A 17,633-nucleotide genomic window follows, 5' to 3' on the forward strand; every position below is an offset into this window, starting at 1 on the left:
ACGCGCGCCTTGATCGGACCCACCCCCGGAGCCGTACGCACGTCCGAGACGGCCACCGCCACCACCCACCCCCGCACGAACACCCACCCACCCCACCCCGGAGAGGACCCGTCATGCCGAAACTGATCGTGAGCAACCAGCGGACCGACGAGATGATCGGCGACCTGGGCTCGCTGACCCCCGAGTACCGCCGTTACGTGGCCGGCCAGGCCCAGCGGATGGTCTGGCTCGCCGAGGAGGGTGACGTCCTCGTCCTCCCGGTCGGGCTGGACGAGGAGTTCCTCTCCTACGTCGCCGCCCTGAAGGGCATCGACCGCGGCTCCTGGGCCGTCGTCGTGCCGCCGGTCGGCGACCTCGGCGAGGACGTGCTCTCCCGGGACCGGCTGGAGGACCCGGAGTTCGTCGCCCGGCTGCGGGCCGCCGTGCGCGAGCACGGGGTCCGCACCATCCTGCCCTTCCACTTCGACCGGGTCAGCGTGCGGCTCGCCCGCACCCTCGGGCTCGACGAGCACACCCCGGGCTTCCCGTTCGCCGCGCAGAGCGGCACCGCCCTGCTGAACAGCAAGGCCGTCTTCCGGGCCCTGGCCGTGGGCCACGGCATCCCGGTGCCGTTCGGCACGGTCACCGACGACCGGCAGGAGGCGGAGGAGTTCCTCTGGGAGGCGATCCGCGCCGGTCGGCCGGTCATCGTCAAGCAGGACTTCCACGTCGGCGGCATCGGCAACGAGATCGTCAGCCCGGTGCCCGGGGTACGCCCGATCGGGGCAACCGGCACCGAGCTGATCACCGACCGCGCCGCGCTCGCCGCCCACCTGGACCGGCGCTGGTCGCACTACTCCGGTCCGCACCGGGGCCGGGTGGTCCTGGAGCACTACACCCCCGAGTCGCCCGCGATCTACTCCGAACTGCTCGTCACCGACGAGGGCGTACGGCTCGTCGGCCACGGCGAGATGCGGATGAAGCCGGTGATCAACGGGCTGATCGTGCCCGCGCCCTCGGTGCGGCTGCCCGCCTTCGCCGGCTTCCTGGACGACTCCCGGCGGCTCTCCGAGACCCTCCACCGGATGGGCTACCGGGGCAGCCTGAGCGTCGACGCGATCGTCACCCCGGACGACACCATCCTGGTCAACGAGGTCAACGGACGGGTCGTCGGCTCCGCGCACATCCACCGGATCGGCGAGGAGCTCGTCGGCGGCGACTACACCCGCGAGCGGGTACTGATCGAGAAGCGCCGGGTCGCCTTCCCCGACTTCCGTACGACGCTGGACAAGCTCACCGCCACCTCGCTGGGCTTCGACCCGGCCACCCGCACCGGCGTGGTGGTGACCGTCCACGACAACGGCCGCACCGGCGGTTTCGGCGGCTGCTGCCTGATCGCGGAGGACGACGCGGCCGCGCGGGTACTGGAGGAGGAAGTGGACGCCCTGTTCGGGAGCGCGGGTGAGTGAGGACGGGCGCGAGGACGGGTGTCCGGCGGAACCGGTCCGGAAGGAGGACGCCAGTGAGTGAGGGCGACGAGAACGACGGCGCGGGAGCCACCGCGAGAGGCACCGTGAAGGCGGACGGCGCCGTGCGGCAGCAGGACCGGTCCGGTCCCCCCGCCATGGGGTACCGGGAGCTGCTGGCCCGCCCCGGGGTGCGCCCCTGGCTGCTGGTCACCCTGGCGGCGAAGCTGCCGGTCGCCATGGCGCCGCTCGCCCTGGTGTTCCTGGTCCGCGACACCTCCGGCGGATACACCCTGGGCGCGGTGCTCGGCGGGGCGTACGTGGTGGGCGAGGTGGTCGGCGCGCCGCTGCTCGGGGCCCGGCTGCACGGCGCCCGGCTGCGGCGCGAGCTCTCCCTCGGCCTGCTGGGCGGCGCGGCCGCCTTCGCCGGGCTGGCCTTCTGCCGCTCGGCGCCGCCCGCGCTCGCCATGGCGCTGGCGTTCCTGGCCGGCGCCGCCCCCGCCGCGCACGCCGGCGGGCTGCGCGCGCTGCTGGTGGCCGCGGTGCCGGAGCACGGCGTGCCCCGGGCGCTGAGCGTGGAGACCACGCTCACCCAGGGCATCTGGGCGGTCGCCCCGGCCGCGGTGGCGTTCCTGGCCCTGGGCGCGACGCCCGGCGCGCCGCTCGGACTCGCCGCCTGCTGCGCCGCGCTGGCCGCGTTCGGGGTCCGGTTGCTGCCGGATCTCGGCACCGGTCAGGAGCAGGCCGACCAGGAAGCAGGCCGGCAGGTCTCCCGGGGGCGGGCGTTGGCGGCCGGCTGGCCGGTCTACCTGACCAGCGCCGCCGCGATGGCCCTGCTGGCCACCGCCGAGCTGGTGCTGCCCGCCCTGCTGGAGTCCCGTGGGCTGCCGGTCAGTTGGTCGGGCCCGCTGCTGACCGCGTTCTCGGTCGCCAGTGTGGTCGGCGGTCTGCTGTACGGCGCCCGGCGGTGGCCGGGCGGGCCGCGGGCGCAGAGTCTGGTGCTGCTGGTCGCGATGGCGGCGTTCGTGGCCCTGATCGCGGTGCTGCCCGGCCTGGTGGGCATCGCCGTGGGGCTGGTCCTGGCCGGGGCGTTCAAGTCGGGGGTGATGGTCACCCGCAACCTGTCGCTGCGCGAGCGGGTGCCGGCCGGGATGCTCGCGGCCGGGTACTCCGTCATGTACGCCGTGCAGGGTGTCGGTTACAGCCTCACCGCCTCGCTCGCCGCGCTGATCCTGGCCAACGCCGCGCCGGGCGCGGCGGTGCTGTGCGGCGCGGCGCTGACCCTGCTGCTCACCCTCGTCAGCGCCTCGGCCGAACGCCGTTCGCACGGAGCGCACTTGGAGGCTCGCGACACCTCCTGACCACGGATCGCACACCGACGTTCCGTCCCGTGACGTTTAACGGCGTGTTCACACCAAAGGCCGATCAAGGACCGTAGAATCCTTTCCGTGCCCGGGACTTGACACCGTCCCGGGCGCCGTGGTGAACCAGCGCGAGACGATCGATCCGCGGCCGCCCCGCGTGCCGCGGACACGGGGAGAGCGGTGTGAACCCATTGTCCTTGTCACTGCCGTCGGCGGTGCCCGCCAGCACCGCCGACCCACTCATCGGCATCACCGAGAAGCGCGCGGACTCGACACTCCTGAGTTCCGCCCGCCTGCTCGCCGCCCAGGGCAGCGCCGACCAGATCGGCGCGCTGCTGCGCGCCCTCGTCACCGACCCGCTCGGGCTGCTGCGGGCCCTGGCCTCGGTCGGCTCCCTCGACCGCGCCGTGGACCTCCTCGGCACGGCCCTGACCCTCGGCCTGCCCGCGGAGCTCAACGCCCGCCTGCGGTGCCTGCTGGTCGAACTGCGGCTGGCCGGCGGGGACGTCCGCCTGGCCCTCGCCACCGCCGAGGAGATCCTCGGCCGCGGCACCGCCGGTTCGGCCGAACTGCCGGACACCGTCCGCAGTGCCGTCCTGGCCGGACGCGCCTTCGGCCGGTACTTCCAGGACGCCGACCGGGGCCGCCGGCACGCCGAGTCCGTGCTGCGCGGCTACGACGAGCGGATCACCCCGGACGCGGAGCTGCTCGCCGCCACGGCCGTCCTCTCCGACCTGGTGCTCGCCGACGGACGCCTCGCCGAAGGGCTGCGGCTGGCCCGGTCCGCTGCGGCCGGTGCGAGCGCCATGCCCTCGCCGGTCTGGCGCGCCTACCTCCGCCTGGTGCTCGCCGACCGGCTCGTCGACGTCGGCGCCCACGCCGAGGCCGAATCCACCGTACGGACCGCCGTCGCCGACCTGACCGGGCTGGGCGGCGGCGGGATGGACTCCGTCGTCGCCCTGCACCGGGCCCGGCTGCTGGGCCACCGGGGCCGGCTCGCCGAAGCCCGCGACGAGGCCCAGCAGGCGCTCGCGGCGGCGATGTGCCGGGGCACCCTGCTGTACGTGCCGCCGCTGCTGGCCACCCTCGGGGAGCTCGCCCTCAGGTTCGGCGACCACCACGGCGCCGAGGCCTTCGTCCGCCGCTACCGCCAGGCCCTCGCCGACGGCGCCGGCCGGATGCCCTCACCGGTCTACGACTGGGTCGAGCTGCAGGTCACCGCCGCCCGGCACGGGGCGCACGCCGCGCTGGAGCAGCTCGAACCGCGCTACTCCGACCCGGCGTCGCGGGCCGCGCTCTTCACCCGCCAACCGGGCGCCGCCGCCTGGTTCGTCCGGACCGCCCTGGAAGCCGGGGACCCGCACTGGGCCGTGATCGCCGCTCAGGAAGCCGAGCGGCTCGCCGAGGACAACCCCGGCATCGCCCCCCTCGCGGCCGCCGCCGGGCACGCCGTCAGCCTGCTGCACGGCGACCCGGACGGCCTGGTGCGCGCGGCCACCGACCACGGCCACCACTGGGCCCGGACCGCCGCCGCCGAGGACCTCGCGGCCCTGCTCGACGCCCGCTCCCGCCGACGGGACCCCTTCGCGACCGTCACGGACGCCCCACCCCGGCCCCGGCCGGCCGGCCCCGCACCGTCGACAGCCGTCCGGGCCGCAGCCGTACCGGCCACTCCGACCCCGGTGCTCACCCTGCCCGCCCCCGACCCGGGCGCCCGCGCGGCCGAGGAGAACGCCGACGCCCTGAGCGACGTCGAACGCACCGTGGCCCACCTGGTCAGCCAGGGCCTCACCAACCAGCAGGTGGCCTCCCGGATCCACCGCTCCCCGCACACCGTCAACTACCACCTGCGCAACATCTTCCGGAAGGTCGGGCTCAGCTCCCGGGTCGACCTGGCCCGCCACGCCCACCTCTGGGCCGTCGACCGCCCCGGCATCGCCGACCTCGGGATGTACTGACCGGGCGCCCTCACGCCCCCGGCGCGGCCCCGCCCGGGGCCGGCCGCGCGGGCTGGTCGGGCTGGTCGGGCTGGTCGGGCTGGTCGGGCTGGTCGAGGAGCAGCTGGACGCCGTCGAGGAATGGAGTTCTCCGAGCGGCTCCAGCTGGAGGCCGCGGCCTTCGACGAGCGGGCGGAGGGGACGGAGTTCCGGATCCCGTTCTTCGTCTTCCAGGGCGACGGCGACGTCCTCACCCCGCCCGCACCGGCGAAGCGGTTCTTCGACGACGTCACCGCCCCGGTCAAGGAGTTCGCGCTGATCCGGAACGCCGGCCACTTCGCGAGCTTCCGCCACCCGACCAGTTCCTCGACCTGATGCCGGCCAAGGTCCGCCCGGCGGTCACCGCCCAGCCGGCCGCCCACTGACCGCCGCGGTCACCCGTATCTCGTGGACGGCGTTCCGGTCCCCGTCGAGCGGCTGGACCCGCCCGGCGGAGTCGGTGGCCCGACAGCGGACGCGGTGCGGCCCCGCGGCGAGGTCGTACCGCAGCCGGAACCGCTGCCAACTCGGGTGCGGGCCGCGCCCGTCCAGCTCGGCGGGCTGCCAGTCGCCGTCGTCCACGGCGATCTCGACGGCCGTCACCTCGGTGGAACTCCAGGCGTAGCCCGCCAGTTCGGCGGCTCCGGCCGGCACGGTGGCGCCGTCCGGCGGGCTGAGCAGCTTGCTGCTGACGTCCTTCTCGCGGACCGGCCGGGCCTCGCTCTCCCCCGGCAGCACCCGGGTGTAGAGCCGGGTGGTGAAGAGGTGCTCGGGGCGTTCGGCGGCCAGCACCACGCGCGTCAGCCACTTGACCGAGTTGGTGCCGAACATCCGGGGCGCCACCGCCCGCACGGGGTACCCGTGGTCGGGGCGCAGCGCCTCACCGTTCATCCGGTGCGCGAGGAACACCTCGGTCCGCGCCTCCTCCAGCGGCAGGTCCTTGAGGTAGCTCACACCGCTCTCCCCCGCGAAGTCGCCGCGGTCGGCGCCCTCCAGCCAGACGTGCCGGGCCTCCGGGCGCGGCCCGGCCAGCTCCAGCACCTCGGCGAGCGGGACCCCGACCCAGTCCACGTTGGTGACGGCCCGGGTGGGCACGGTGGGGCGCAGCGGATTGCCGAAGCACTCGTGGACGGCGGTGAACCGGCGCTGCGGGAGGCCCTGGAGGGCCCGGAAGTCCAGCCGCAGCGGCCGCTCCACCAGGCCTTCGACGGTGAGCGTCCAGGTGTCGGCATCGAGCCCCGAATGCCGGGCGAGGTGGCTGCGGATGAAGACCTCCTCGACCGGCGTGAGGAAGACGTCGGGCGTCTCCGGATCCGTTCTGAACATGCGCCACACCCCCGTGCTGAAACGACTGTTGCCATGATCGACAGTACTAGGAGCGGCTGACAACGGGCCGCCCGGCACCGGCCGGCCTCAAAGCGGCCGCGAGGGGAGCGGCCGGACCCGAGGCGGCCGGGGTGTCCGATTCGTTCAAGACCCCCGCCCGCGGCCCGCCTACCGTGACGGACATGAACAGCACCCCCGCACCGCAGTTCGCCTTCATCGGTCTCGCCGTCTCCGACATGGCCGCCTCGGTGGCCTTCTACCGGCGGCTGGGGCTCGCCTTCCCCGAGGGCTCCGAGCAGCAGCCGCACGCCGAGGCGGAGCTGCCCGGCGGCCTGCTGCTGGTCCTCGACGCCGAGTCGACCATCCGCTCCTTCCACCCCGACTGGCAGCCGCCGACCGGCGGCGCACGGGCGGCGCTGGCGTTCCACTGCCAGAGCCCGGCGCACGTGGACGCGGTGTACCAGGAGCTGACCGCCGCCGGGTACCACGGGGAGCTGAAGCCCTGGGACGCCTTCTGGGGCCAGCGCTACGCCTCGCTGCGCGACCCGGACGGCAACGGGGTCGACCTGCTCGCACCCCTCTAGCCCGCTCTCACAGCAGCGCCGTCACCTTCGTCCCCGCCAACTCCCGTACGTCCCGCGCCAGGTGCGCCTGGTCCGCGTAGCCCGTCCGGGCCGCCGTCTCGGCGAGCGGGACGCCGGAACGGGCCAGTCCGAGGGCGCGCTGCAGCCGCAGGATCCGGGCCAGTGTCTTGGGGCCGTAGCCGAAGGCGGCCAGTGAGCGACGGTGCAGCTGCCGGGCGCCGAGGCCGACCGCCTCGGCCGTGGCCGCGACGCTGTGCCCGGCGGCGAGCGCGTCGGCCACCGCCCGTACCAGCCGGTCCTCGGGCCGCGTGGTGGCCGCCAGGCGCAGTGCCAGCTGTTCCAGGGCGGCGGCCGGGTCGGCGGCGGCGTCGGTCCGTTCGGTCAGCCGCCGTACCTCGCCACCGGGCCACAGGTCGGCCAACTCGACTCGGCGGTCGCGCAGTTCGTGCGCCGGGAGGCCGAGCAGGGCCGGTCCGGCGCCGGGGCGGAAGCGGATGCCCGCCCACGGTCCGCGCAGTCCCGGTCCGGGCCGGAACGCCCGGGTGTCCGGCCCGGCGACCAGCAGCCGGCCTTCGGTCCACAGCAGGTCCATGCAGCCGTCCGGCAGCACCAGCCCGCCCGCGCCGCCGTCCGCCGCACCGCCGTCCGCCGCGTCGGCGCCCTTCGTCCACAGCACCGCCCCGGGCAGCCGGGACGGGCGCTCCGCGTAGTGGCTGGGCATGCTCGAAGGCTACGCGCGCCGGACGGGCGGCGCGTTCCGGGAGCCCCCGGCGGGCCCGGACGGCCCGCCGGCCCCGGCTGCGCGGGGCAGCCGGGGCCGGCGGGGGGCGGGGGGCGGCCGGTCAGGGGGGCCGGCCGCTTCGGAGCGGGCTCAGACGACCGCCTCGACGGCGGGCTCGACGGGCTCCGCGGCGGCCTCGACGGGCTCCGCACCGGCCTCGGCAGCCGGCGTGCCCCGCATCAGCACCAGGGTGAGCACCGCGGCCACCAGGACGGCGATCCCGCCGACCGTGAAGGTGGTGGAGGTGGCGGTGTTGAAGGCCTCCCGGGCGGCCCGGGCCAGGGCGCCGTTGCCGGCGGAGAGGGCGAGCGCGTCGGTGATGGCGTGCCGGGCGGGGGCAGGGGCGTCGGTGGGCATCGCGCCGGTGTAGGTGCTGGAGAGCACGGTGCCGAGGATGGCCACGCCGAGGGCGGCGCCGGACTGCTGGATGGTGTCGTTGAGGGCGGAGCCGACGCCGGCGTGCTCGCCGGGGATGGCGCCCATCAGGGCGTTGGCGGCGGCGGGCATGCCCAGGCCGGAGCCGATGCCGAGCACCAGCATGGCGAGGGCGACCTTGCCGAAGCCGTCGCCGACGGAGAGAGTGGCCAGCAGTCCGAAGCCGCCGGCGATGATCACCATGCCGACCGAGGTGAGCACCCGGGCCGGGAGCTTCTTGCCGAGCGCGGCGCCGATCACGTTGAAGGCGAGCGAGGCGATGGCCAGCGGGATGAAGGCCAGGCCGGTGTCGGTGGGCGAGAACTCCAGCACGAACTGCAGGTACTGGGTGAGCACCAGCATCAGGCCGCCGGTGGCGAAGGTGAGCAGGACGAGGGAGAAGCTGGCGCCGGTGAAGACCCGGTTGCGGAACAGCTTGAGCGGGACCATCGGCGAGTCGGTGCGGACCTGACGGATGCCGAAGCCGGTCAGCGCGGCGACCGCAAGGGCCATCGCGCCGAGGGTGTTGACGTGGGCGAAGCCGTCCCGCGGCAGCACGATGATCGACCAGACCAGGGCGGTCATGCCGACCATGGAGAGCAGCATGCCGGGCAGGTCGGGCTTGCGCCACGGGCCCTTGGACTCCGGCATCAGCACGACCGCCGCGACGATGGCCACGGCCGCGACCGGCACGTTGAGCAGGAACACCGCGCCCCACCAGAAGTGGGCGATCAGCGCGCCGCCCAGCACCGGGCCGCCGACCAGGCCGATCATGGCCACCGCGCTCCAGGCGGCGATCGCCTTGGGCCGCTCCTCGTCGTCGAAGACGGTGATCAGGATGGACAGGGTGCTCGGCATGACCAGGGCGCCGCCGACGCCCATCAGCACGCGGCCGGCGATCAGTTCACCGGGGCTGGAGGCGACCGCTGCGACCAGTGAGGCGGCGCCGAACAGCGCCAGCCCGATGATCATCACTTTTCGCCGTCCGAACCGGTCGGAGAGGCTTCCCGAGGTCAGCAGCAGTCCGGCGAAGACCAGGATGTACGAGTCGATGATCCACTGGATGTCCTGCGCCCCGGCCTTGAGGTCCTCCGCGATCGGCGGGATGGACACCGTGAGCACCATGTTGTCGATCACCAGCACCAGGCTGCTGAGGCAGAGCACGACCAGGATGAGCCAGCGACGCGGGTGACGATCCGCCTGACGGTCCACCACGTTCCCCCTTCGGTTCGGCGCGTCGGCCGCAGCCCGCGCACGTCCTCGCGTCGGCGGCAGGCCGCGCGGAAGTCCTCATGGCGCACACCGTTCGACCGTCCCTGACCGAACGGTGTGCGCTACGCCGAACACTGTACGGACACCGAACACTGTTCGCAAGACCGCACGATGTACGGATGGCCGCACAACGTACGGGCCGCCGTACGGTGTGCGGACAGCCGTACGGTGTGCGGCGCCGGGGCCTATGCTGGACGGACCGCACCCGACCAGGGGGCATGTGGAATGGAGGGCCTGATGACGGCCACGTCGGAGGACGACACCCCGCCGGAGCACCGGACCGACGCCCAGCCGGACTTCCCGTCGCCGTGGAACCGTCCGCAGAAACGGCGGACCCAGCCCGCCCTCAGTCGCGAGCAGATCGTCGCCGAGGCCTTCGCCCTGCTGGACTCCGACGGCATCGAGGCGCTGAGCATGCGCAAGCTCGGCGCCCGCCTCAACGCCGGCGCCACCTCGCTCTACACCCACGTCGCCAACAAGGACGAGCTGCTCGCCCTGGTCGTCGACCATGTCTTCGGCGAACTCCCGCTCGCCCGGGCCGAGGGCGCCGAGGACCCGAAGGTCTGGCGCGCGGCCATCGTCGAGTGCACCGAGGGGATGCGCGCGGCCATCGTGCGCCACCCGTGGATGGTCTCGGTGATCGGCGACGTCGGAATGGTCTACCTCGGCCCCAACTGGATGCGGCTCTCCGAGGCCCTGCTGGTCCTGATGGAGACGGCCGGCTTCGACCTCGGCGAGGCCAGCGACGTGATGAGCGTCGTCACGGGCTACACCATCGGCACCGCCACCGTGGAGGCCGCCTGGCTGAGCGCGCTGACCAAGAGCGGCCAGGGTGAGCAGGAGTTCATGGACCGGCTGCTGCCCGCCGTCGTCGACGCCACCCGGCCGTACCCGCGACTGCACCGGCTGTACACCACCGAGGTGCCGGGGGAGATCGAGGCCGGCCGGGACAGCAGCTTCCGCCGCGGCCTCGACGTCATCCTGGACGGCATCGAGGCGAGGCGCTCCACGTCCTGAACCACCGCCCCAGACCAGCCGTCAACTCCCGCTCAGTGCCTGGACCTCGGCGTAGCCGGGCACCGGCCCGACCGGCCCGCCCGAGGCCACCGCGGCGGCCGTCGCCACCGCCGCCGCCAGCGCCGAGCGGTACAGCAGCGAGCCCAGGCTGACCCGGGCCACCCCGAGCGCGGCCAGCTCGGCGAGGCCCGGGCCGGTCGGCGTCCAGAGGATGTTGAGCGGGAGGGGCGACCGTCCGGCCAGCCGGGCGATCGCCGCCGGCTCGCTCAGCCCGGGAACGAACGCGCCGTCCGCCCCCGCCTCCCGATAGGCCGCCAGCCGGCGATCGGTCTCCGGCTCGGGGTCCCCGTACCCGCACCAGTAGGTGTCGGTACGGGCGTTGACGAACAGCTCCGGGACGGCGGCCTTCACCGCCGCGACCTTCGCTGCGTGCGCCCCGGACGGCGCCAGCGTGCCGTCCGGCCGGCCGTCCTCCAGGTTGATTCCGACCGCCCCGGCCCGCGCCAACTCGACGGCCAGCGCGGCGACTTCGGCCGGGTCGTCACTGAACCCGGACTCCACGTCCACGCTCAGCAGGAAGCCGTCCCGGCCCAGCCGGCGGGCCAGCCGGCGGGCCAGCCGGACGGTCTCCGCCCGGGTGGCGGCGGCGCCGTCGGGCAGTCCGGCGGCGGCCGCCACGCCCAGGCTGGTGGTGCCGATCGCGGGGTGCCCGGCAGCGGCGAGGGCGGCGGCCGAGGCGTGGTCCCAGGCGTTCGGGAGCAGCAGCGGTCGGCCGGGGCGGTGGTGCAGGGCGGTGAACGCGGTCATCGGGGCGGGGGTGGTGGTCATCGCGGCTGCTCCTTGCTCGTGGCGGGGCCCACCGAGTCCTTGCTCGTGGTGGGGCCCACCGAGTCCGCGTAGTAGGCGGCGGTCCTGGCGAGGTGGCAGACGATCTGCCGGAAGCTCCAGCCCGCCCCCGGCGAGTCGTCCAGCTGCCGCTCCGGCAGCGCGGCCACCCGCTGGGCCCAGATCCGCCCGAGCCGGGTGAGCCGGCTGCGGGTCTCGTCCAGGTCGGCGGCGGTGAACGGTACGAGGTCGGCCGGGGTGGTGACGTTGGAGGCGTGCCAGTGGTCGGCAGCGGCGGGTTCGCCGGCCAGGCGGGCCTCCACCTCGGCCAGATGGTCGAGGAGGTGGTCGGCGACCCGGCGCACCACCTTGTGCGGGGTGTAGGTCCGGTCGTCGGCGTTGACCACCGGGCGCCCGTCCCAGTCCGTCCAGGTGTCCGCCAGGGCGAGCACGTGCGCGATCGTCTCCGGGATCAGGGCGGCGAGTCCGGCCTGGTCGAGGTGGGTCTCGGCGGGCGGCACGGAGGTGTCCGACGGGTCGGAGGAGCCGTACAGGATGCCCTCGGCGATCACCATCGCCTGCGCGCGGCCCGGGCAGAGCCGGGGCGGAGCGCCGAAGGCCGGCGGCTCACGGTCAGGGCCCCGGGCGGCGTCGAGGTCGAGCAGCACGTGCGCCCCGGCGGGCACCGCGACCCCGCCGACCACCGTCGCCCGGGCCGCGAACCGGCGCATCACCCGGACCGGCGGATCGTCCCGCAGGGCGCCGGCCAGGCCGTCGGGGTGCCGCCGGGCGTGCTCGACGAGGGTGGCGGTGGCGTCGCAGGCCTGCACCAGCAGGCCGATCCGGTTCGCCGCCGTCTCCGCGTCCTCGTCGCCCATGGCGGGCAGCAGCCGGGCCACCGCCGCATCCGCCTCCGGGTCGCCCGGGGCCGGGCCGTCCAGGGCCGACTCGGCCGGGGCCGGCTCGAAGTACGCCCGGGCCACCGCCTTCACGTCCCGCGCGACGGTCGCCGGATCGGCCAGGCCGAGCATCGTCGCCAGCACCCGTACCACCCGCAGCCGGACGTCCGGCTGGTAGCCGCCCGCGGCCAGGATCCGCAGCTTGACCAGGTCCAGCCGGTGCAGGTCGGCCAGCACCAGCGCCCGGCGCCGGGCGTGCGGCTCGCCCGCGCTGAACCGGGCGACGGTGGCCCGCAGCCAGGCCACCGTGCCGTACGGGCCGGGCGTGGCCGGCGGTGGGACGAGGGCCGGGTCGGCCAGGGCCGCGGTCACGTCCTGGTCGTGGGAGAAGGTCAGTCCTCGGGGCGTCGGATCGCTCATGCCCCCATCGTGGCCCCGGGTCGTTTCGGTCCCGGCCGAACCGTGCCGGGGCGACGATGGGGGCATGCCCGACCTTGGACGCACGCCAGTGGACCACCGGGGCTCGCCGCTCGCCGCCCTCGCCGCGCTGCTCGCCGACCCCACCCGCGCCGCCTTCTGCTCCGCCCTGCTGGACGGCCGGGCCTGGACGGCGGGCGAGCTGGCCCGGTCGGCGGGCGTCGCGCCGTCGACGGCCAGCGAGCACCTGTCCCGGCTGATCGCGGGCGGGCTGCTGACCGAGGAGCGGCAGGGGCGGCACCGGTACGTCCGGCTGGCCTCCCCCGCCGTCGCGACGCTGATCGAGGACCTGACGGTCTTCGCCGAGGCCGCGGCCGGAGCCATCGGACATTCCGCGGGTGAATCCGCCCGGCCAGGCCCCCGCACCCTCCGCGAGGCCACCCGGCAGAGCGCCGAGGCCCGCGCCCGCACCTGCTACGACCACCTGGCCGGCCGCCTCGGCGTGGCCGTCGCCGACGCCCTGCTCGACCGCGGCCTGGTCACCGACCGGGCCGGGCTCGCCATCACCCGACGCGGCCACGCCTGGCTGGCCGCGCAGGCCATCGAACTGCCGCCGCGCTCCGGCCGCCCGGGCGCGCGCCCGGTGGTGCGCAGCTGCCTGGACTGGACGGAGCGCCGCAGTCACCTCGGCGGCGCGCTGGGCGCCGCGCTCTGCCGGGCCGCGCTGGACCGCGCCTGGGTCGAGCGGATCGGCTCCGGCCGGGCCCTGCGGGTCACCCCGGACGGGGGCCGGGCGCTGCGCGAGCTGCTCGGCGTCGAGGTGCCCTGAGCCCCTTCGGGGCACCCGCCGCTCACACCATCGGCTTCGCCCGATCGACTCACCCCATCGACTTCGCCCCGTCCAGCGCCTCCCGGATGATGTCGGCGTGCCCGGCGTGCTGCGCGGTCTCCGCGATCAGGTGCAGCAGCACCCGCCGGGCCGACCAGCTCGCCCCCGGCTCGAACCAGGGCGCCGACGGCAGCGGGTGGGCGAGGTCGAGGTCGGGCAGGCTCCGGACCAGCTCGTCCGTGCCGCGCGCCACCGCCTCGTACCGGGCGAGCAGGCCGGCCAGGGTCTCGCCGTCCGCCATCCGGAACTGCGCCGCCCAGTCCCCGTCGTCCCCGTCGTCTCCGCCGCGCATCGCCTCCGCGCCGCCGGTGATGAACCGCGCCCAGCGCGCCTCGACCGCCGCCACGTGCTTGACCAGCCCGCCCAGGCACAGCTCGCTCGCCGTGGTGCGCCGGGCCGCCTGCTCGTCACCGAGGTCCCGGACGGTGCGGCGCAGCAGCCCGCGGTGCTTGTCCAGCGTCTCGACGAGCTCCTCGCGCTCGCCCATCAGACGTCCGTCGTCGGCGGCCGCGCGCCCACCGTCCGGCCGAGGTCGATCAGCCCGAAGGCCGCGCCCTGCTGGTCACCGACGGCGGCGAACCGCCCGAACGGGCTGTCCATCGGCCCGAAGTACACCGTGCCGCCCTGCTTCCTCAGCCGTTCGATCGCGGCGTCGGCGTCGTCCACGGCGAAGTAGACGCTCACGTACGAGGGCGCCTCGGGCGGCAGGAAGTCGCCCTCCGCGCCCATCCGGCCCAGCACCGGCTCGCCGCCGACCAGGAACATCCGGTAGTCGAACTGCTCGGAGTCCATCTTCCGCACGCCGTACGGGAAGACCGCCGGGAAGAAGGTGTCGGCTTTCGCGGGCTCGCGGGTGACGATCTCGGCCCAGCTGTACGCGCCGGGCGCGCCCTGCTTCTCGAAGCCCTCGTGGACCCCGCCCTGCCAGACGCCGAACGCCACCCCGCCCGGGTCCCTGGCGATCACCATGGTGCCGAAGTCACCGACCTGCATCGGGCCCATCACCACCTCCCCGCCGTTGGTGCGGATCCGCTCGGCGGTCGCGGCCGCGTCCGGCGAGGCCAGGTAGAGGCACCAGGCGGACTGCGCCTCGGTCCCCGGCATCGGCGGCACGATCGCGGCCACCGCCTTGCCGTCCGAGTACGCCTGGGTGTAGTTGCCGTACTCCGACGAGCTCTCGCCGAAGGTCCAGCCGAGGACGTCGCCGTAGAAGGCCTTGGCGCCCTCCAGGTCGGTGAACATCGCGTCGGCCCAACAGGGTGTGCCCTCAGGTAGCGCAGCCATCTCTCAGCCCTCGTGTCCGGCGGTGCGGGCGCGCGCCGGAAGGCGCGCGCGGCCCCCGACTCGCCAGCCTAGCCACGACGCGGCGCACCCGCGCGGGCTGAACCGCGCGGGTGCGCCCGGGTCCGGAGACGCCCGGGTCCGGAGACGCCCGGGTCCGGAGACGCCCGGGTCCGGGAACGCCCGGTCAGTGCGCCGGGACGGCGCCGGTCCACGGCGGGCGCAGCGAGGTGGTGCCCAGGCCGGTCGGACCGGTCGGCACCGCGGCCGTCCCGGCGCCCCCAGCCGTCCCCGCCGTTTCGACCGCCGCCGACGCCCGCGCCAGGACCGCGCCCGCGAGGTCCCGCCCGGCGCCGAAGTGCCGCTCCAGGTCCGCCGTGCGGTACCGGCGGCACTCCCGGTGCCAGTTCAGCACGCCCGCGAGCCAGTTCTCCAGCTCCACCACGTACCCGTCGAGCAGCTCCCGGGCGTCCGCCGTCAGCCCGAAGTCCTCGTACAGCACCGGGAGTTCCTTCTGCGCGACGTGCTGGAACTGCTCCAGCCGCGAGTGCATCAGGTCGTCGACGATCCGGACCGCCGACGGGTAGTCGCAGTCGAAGAAGTTCTGCACCACCAGCACGATGTTGTGCAGCTCGCCCTCGTACTCGACCTCCTTCTGGTACGAGAAAAGGTCGTTGATCATGCAGCCGTAGTCCATCGCCGAGTTCTCCAGCGCGCGCATCGAGCCGTGCCGGTAGACCTCCTCCGGTACGGTCCGGCCGTGGCCGAGGCGGGCGAGCAGCGTGGTGAGCTCGGAGCCGAAGGTGGAGCGGCGCATCTCCAGGTAGTCCACCGGGTCCGGGACGCGGTTCTGGATCTGGTTGGCGAGCTCCCAGATCCAGCTCGCCGTCATCACCTCGATGGCCTCCCGCAGCCGGCCCCGGGCCTCGACGCTCATCGGGCCGGCGGTGCGCTCCCAGATGTCGGCGAGGGAACGCTCCAGCGGGTGGGCGGACTCGGGCGCGGGGGTGCCGTCCAGTGGCATGAACAGCGGCAGCCGCGCGTTGGCGGCCTTGGCGCCGACCAGGTCGCGGGTGCGGCCGAAGACCACCGGGTAGTAGTCGTCGGCCCAGGTGCCCCAGGCCAACCAGGCCGAGGCGATGTCGAGTTGCTCGGCGGTGGCGTCCGGGTGGAGGCCGGCCGCGCAGAGCGCGAGGTCGTAGTCGCGCATCGACTCGGCGTCCCAGAGCCCGGATCCGGGCACGTCGGGGTGGGCGGCGTCCAGCAGGCCGACCCGCTGGGCCCACTCGACCACCCGCTCCCGCGCGCCGTCCAGGTGCGGGCTCAGGGTGAGCGCGAACGGCAGCCGGAACTCGGGCAGCCAGGACGGCCCGACGGGCTGGAACGGCACGTGCCCGTGGGCGCGCGCCCGCCGCACGGCCGGCGCGCCGGCGTTCGCGCCGCCCTTGCGCAGGATGTCCAGCGCCGAGGTCCCGATCCCGTTGATCGCGTACTGGTCCCACCAGTTGCCCGCCCCGGACAGCCCCGGCAACCCCGGCAGCCCCGCACCGCCCGTGCCCGGCGGCACCGCGCCCGCCGAACCCGCCGCCGTGCCACCGCCGTTCATGTACCGGCTGGACCGCATGTGCCACTCGTGCCCGCCGGACTGCCAGTCCTGCAGCCCCTTCACATACGCCGCCACCCGGGCCCGGCCGGCCGGATCGATCCCGAACTCCTCGAACAGCACCGGCAGTTCGGTGAACACGGTGTTCTCGAACTGCTGCAGCCGCGAGGTGAGCAGGTCGTTGACCGCCTCGGCGGCCTCCTGGGTGGAGCACTCCAGGAAACGCTCCAACACCAGGATGCCGTTGCTCAGTTCACCCTCGTCCTCGACCTCGCGCTGGTACGAGAAGATGTCGTTGCGCAGGTGCACGGCGTCGGAGAAGGCGTCCATCAGCACCCGCAGCGCCCGCGAACCGGACACCTCCTTCGGCACCTCGGCCCCGGCCGCGTACTCCACCAGCTGCGCGGACCACGGCGCACCACCCACCTTGCGCCGCATCTCGATGTACTCGACCGGATTGGCGACCCTCCCCGCGTCGATGTTGGCGAGCTCCCACAGCGACTCGTCCAGCAGGTTCCGGGTGCTCTGCGCGAACCGGATCCGCCAGTCCTCCCCCATCGCCGGCACCGTGCGCCGCCACAGGTCGGCCAGCCCCGCCTCGACCGGGTTCTCCGGCTCGGGCACCGGCGCGGCCGGATCGGCGGGCATGAACAGCGGCAGCCGGTCCAGGTGCGCCTTGCCGGCCACCCGGTCGTTGGTGCGCTTGTACATGTCCAGGAAGTGGTCGTCGAAGAAGAACACCCACACGTACCAGTCGGTGACCAGCGACAACGCCTCGGCGGAGGCATCGGGGTGGGTGTAGGCGCAGAGCAGCCCGTAGTCATGGGCGTCCAGATCGGCCTGGTCCCAGATCCCCGACCCCTCCAACATCCCCATCTCCCGGGCCCAGACCGAGGAATGGGCCCGGGCCTCCTCCAGATGCGGATTGAGCCGCGCCGGGTGTGGCACGTAGAAGGACGGCAGTTCGAACGGCTGGGTCACGGCGGGCTGGCCTTTCTGGACGCGTCGTCGGGGATCAAGAATGACCCGCCACCCACCCCTCACATCGCCACAACACCAACAGTCATATGAGATGACCCAACCCGCTCGAACCCCCGCCCGAACCCCGGGAGCCCACCCTCAACCCGCCCATCGAGGACCGGACTTCTCCGGCGACGGGGGCCGGCGGTGGGTTCCGTCAGGCCGCGAGGCCCAGGGCGAGGGAGGCGGCGGCCGGGGCCAGGTAGATCAGCGGGAAGGGGATGTGGGCGTAGGCGCGGGCGCGGGCGACGGTGATCACGGCGCCGAGGAAGTAGAGGATGATGCCGACGGCAGCCGCGTAGCCGATGGCCGGGACGGCGAGGCCGGCCAGCAGGCCGAGGGCGCCGGCGGCCTTGGCGACGCCGAGCCAGGTCCACCATGCGCGCGGGACGCCGTACTCGGCGAGGGGCCCCACGACGTAGTCGGCGCCGGCGAAGACGGAGTACGCCGAGAAGCCGACCATGAGGGCGCCGAGGACGGTGACGACGATGTGGGCGACGGACATTGGAGTGCTCCCGTT

General features: G+C 74.6%; 16 protein-coding genes. 7 read left to right on the plus strand and 9 right to left on the minus strand.

The window, feature by feature from the left end; genetic code table 11:
- The first annotated feature begins 113 nt into the window (after positions 1 to 113).
- The 4 genes from ACZ3YL_RS09965 to ACZ3YL_RS09980 all read left to right on the plus strand — a co-directional run bounded on the left by ACZ3YL_RS09965 (position 114) and on the right by ACZ3YL_RS09980 (position 5,121).
- Entirely contained in the window at positions 114 to 1,448 is a 1,335-nt protein-coding gene (locus tag ACZ3YL_RS09965; protein ID WP_465656529.1) for a preATP grasp domain-containing protein, read from the plus strand.
- A gap of 53 nt (positions 1,449 to 1,501) precedes the next feature.
- Complete coding sequence (locus ACZ3YL_RS09970; protein WP_465656530.1) at positions 1,502 to 2,806, plus strand: MFS transporter; 1,305 nt, start codon at positions 1,502 to 1,504, stop codon at positions 2,804 to 2,806.
- 185 nt (positions 2,807 to 2,991) lie between these two features.
- A complete protein-coding gene (locus tag ACZ3YL_RS09975; RefSeq protein ID WP_188307266.1) occupies positions 2,992 to 4,767 on the plus strand; it encodes a helix-turn-helix transcriptional regulator in 1,776 nt (591 codons plus the stop codon).
- Between the two features lie 120 nt (positions 4,768 to 4,887).
- A complete protein-coding gene (locus tag ACZ3YL_RS09980) occupies positions 4,888 to 5,121 on the plus strand; it encodes a hypothetical protein (protein WP_465656533.1) in 234 nt (77 codons plus the stop codon).
- A 24-nt stretch (positions 5,122 to 5,145) separates the two neighbouring features.
- Here ACZ3YL_RS09980 and ACZ3YL_RS09985 read toward each other — a convergent pair whose 3' ends face one another.
- Entirely contained in the window at positions 5,146 to 6,111 is a 966-nt protein-coding gene (locus ACZ3YL_RS09985; protein WP_465656535.1) for a molybdopterin-dependent oxidoreductase, read from the minus strand.
- Positions 6,112 to 6,293: 182 nt separating this feature from the next.
- On the opposite strand from ACZ3YL_RS09985, the gene ACZ3YL_RS09990 reads away from it, so the two are divergent.
- Positions 6,294 to 6,695, plus strand: a complete 402-nt coding sequence (locus ACZ3YL_RS09990; RefSeq protein ID WP_465656536.1) for a VOC family protein — start codon at positions 6,294 to 6,296, stop codon at positions 6,693 to 6,695.
- Positions 6,696 to 6,702: 7 nt separating this feature from the next.
- On the opposite strand, the gene ACZ3YL_RS09995 is transcribed toward ACZ3YL_RS09990, so the two are convergent.
- The gene (locus ACZ3YL_RS09995; RefSeq protein ID WP_188307269.1) at positions 6,703 to 7,416 is read right to left on the minus strand and encodes a helix-turn-helix domain-containing protein; all 714 of its coding nucleotides are present in this window, start codon (positions 7,414 to 7,416) and stop codon (positions 6,703 to 6,705) included.
- A gap of 150 nt (positions 7,417 to 7,566) precedes the next feature.
- Positions 7,567 to 9,102 (minus strand): MFS transporter, encoded by a 1,536-nt coding sequence (locus ACZ3YL_RS10000; protein WP_465656538.1) that lies wholly within the window; start codon positions 9,100 to 9,102, stop codon positions 7,567 to 7,569.
- Positions 9,103 to 9,399: 297 nt separating this feature from the next.
- On the opposite strand from ACZ3YL_RS10000, the gene ACZ3YL_RS10005 reads away from it, so the two are divergent.
- Positions 9,400 to 10,179, plus strand: coding sequence for a TetR/AcrR family transcriptional regulator (locus ACZ3YL_RS10005; protein ID WP_188304828.1), 780 nt, complete (start codon positions 9,400 to 9,402; stop codon positions 10,177 to 10,179).
- 21 nt (positions 10,180 to 10,200) lie between these two features.
- On the opposite strand, the gene ACZ3YL_RS10010 is transcribed toward ACZ3YL_RS10005, so the two are convergent.
- Together ACZ3YL_RS10010 and ACZ3YL_RS10015 are read right to left on the minus strand one after the other, a co-directional pair.
- Positions 10,201 to 11,007 carry an isocitrate lyase/PEP mutase family protein gene (locus tag ACZ3YL_RS10010; protein WP_465656540.1) on the minus strand — a complete coding sequence of 269 codons (807 nt, stop codon included), beginning with the start codon at positions 11,005 to 11,007 and terminating at the stop codon, positions 10,201 to 10,203.
- Complete coding sequence (locus ACZ3YL_RS10015; RefSeq protein ID WP_465656541.1) at positions 11,004 to 12,323, minus strand: cytochrome P450 family protein; 1,320 nt, start codon at positions 12,321 to 12,323, stop codon at positions 11,004 to 11,006. Before ACZ3YL_RS10015 ends, ACZ3YL_RS10010 begins: the two co-directional genes overlap by 4 nt.
- A 64-nt stretch (positions 12,324 to 12,387) precedes the next feature.
- Here ACZ3YL_RS10015 and ACZ3YL_RS10020 point away from each other — a divergent pair, with 64 nt between their 5' ends.
- Positions 12,388 to 13,149: an ArsR/SmtB family transcription factor gene (locus ACZ3YL_RS10020; protein WP_465656543.1), complete on the plus strand. Its 762-nt coding sequence runs from the start codon at positions 12,388 to 12,390 to the stop codon at positions 13,147 to 13,149.
- A gap of 49 nt (positions 13,150 to 13,198) precedes the next feature.
- Here ACZ3YL_RS10020 and ACZ3YL_RS10025 read toward each other — a convergent pair whose 3' ends face one another.
- The 4 genes from ACZ3YL_RS10025 to ACZ3YL_RS10040 form a co-directional block, all read right to left on the minus strand.
- Positions 13,199 to 13,696, minus strand: coding sequence for a DinB family protein (locus ACZ3YL_RS10025; RefSeq protein WP_465656545.1), 498 nt, complete (start codon positions 13,694 to 13,696; stop codon positions 13,199 to 13,201).
- Positions 13,696 to 14,493 (minus strand): VOC family protein, encoded by a 798-nt coding sequence (locus tag ACZ3YL_RS10030; protein WP_465656546.1) that lies wholly within the window; start codon positions 14,491 to 14,493, stop codon positions 13,696 to 13,698. The genes ACZ3YL_RS10025 and ACZ3YL_RS10030 overlap by 1 nt, the downstream gene beginning before the upstream one ends.
- 184 nt (positions 14,494 to 14,677) lie before the next feature.
- Complete coding sequence (locus ACZ3YL_RS10035; protein WP_465656548.1) at positions 14,678 to 17,074, minus strand: terpene synthase family protein; 2,397 nt, start codon at positions 17,072 to 17,074, stop codon at positions 14,678 to 14,680.
- A gap of 196 nt (positions 17,075 to 17,270) precedes the next feature.
- Positions 17,271 to 17,618: a DoxX family protein gene (locus ACZ3YL_RS10040; RefSeq protein WP_188304833.1), complete on the minus strand. Its 348-nt coding sequence runs from the start codon at positions 17,616 to 17,618 to the stop codon at positions 17,271 to 17,273.
- Positions 17,619 to 17,633 lie beyond the last annotated feature (15 nt).

The organism is Kitasatospora sp. NPDC023176, from assembly GCF_055560495.1.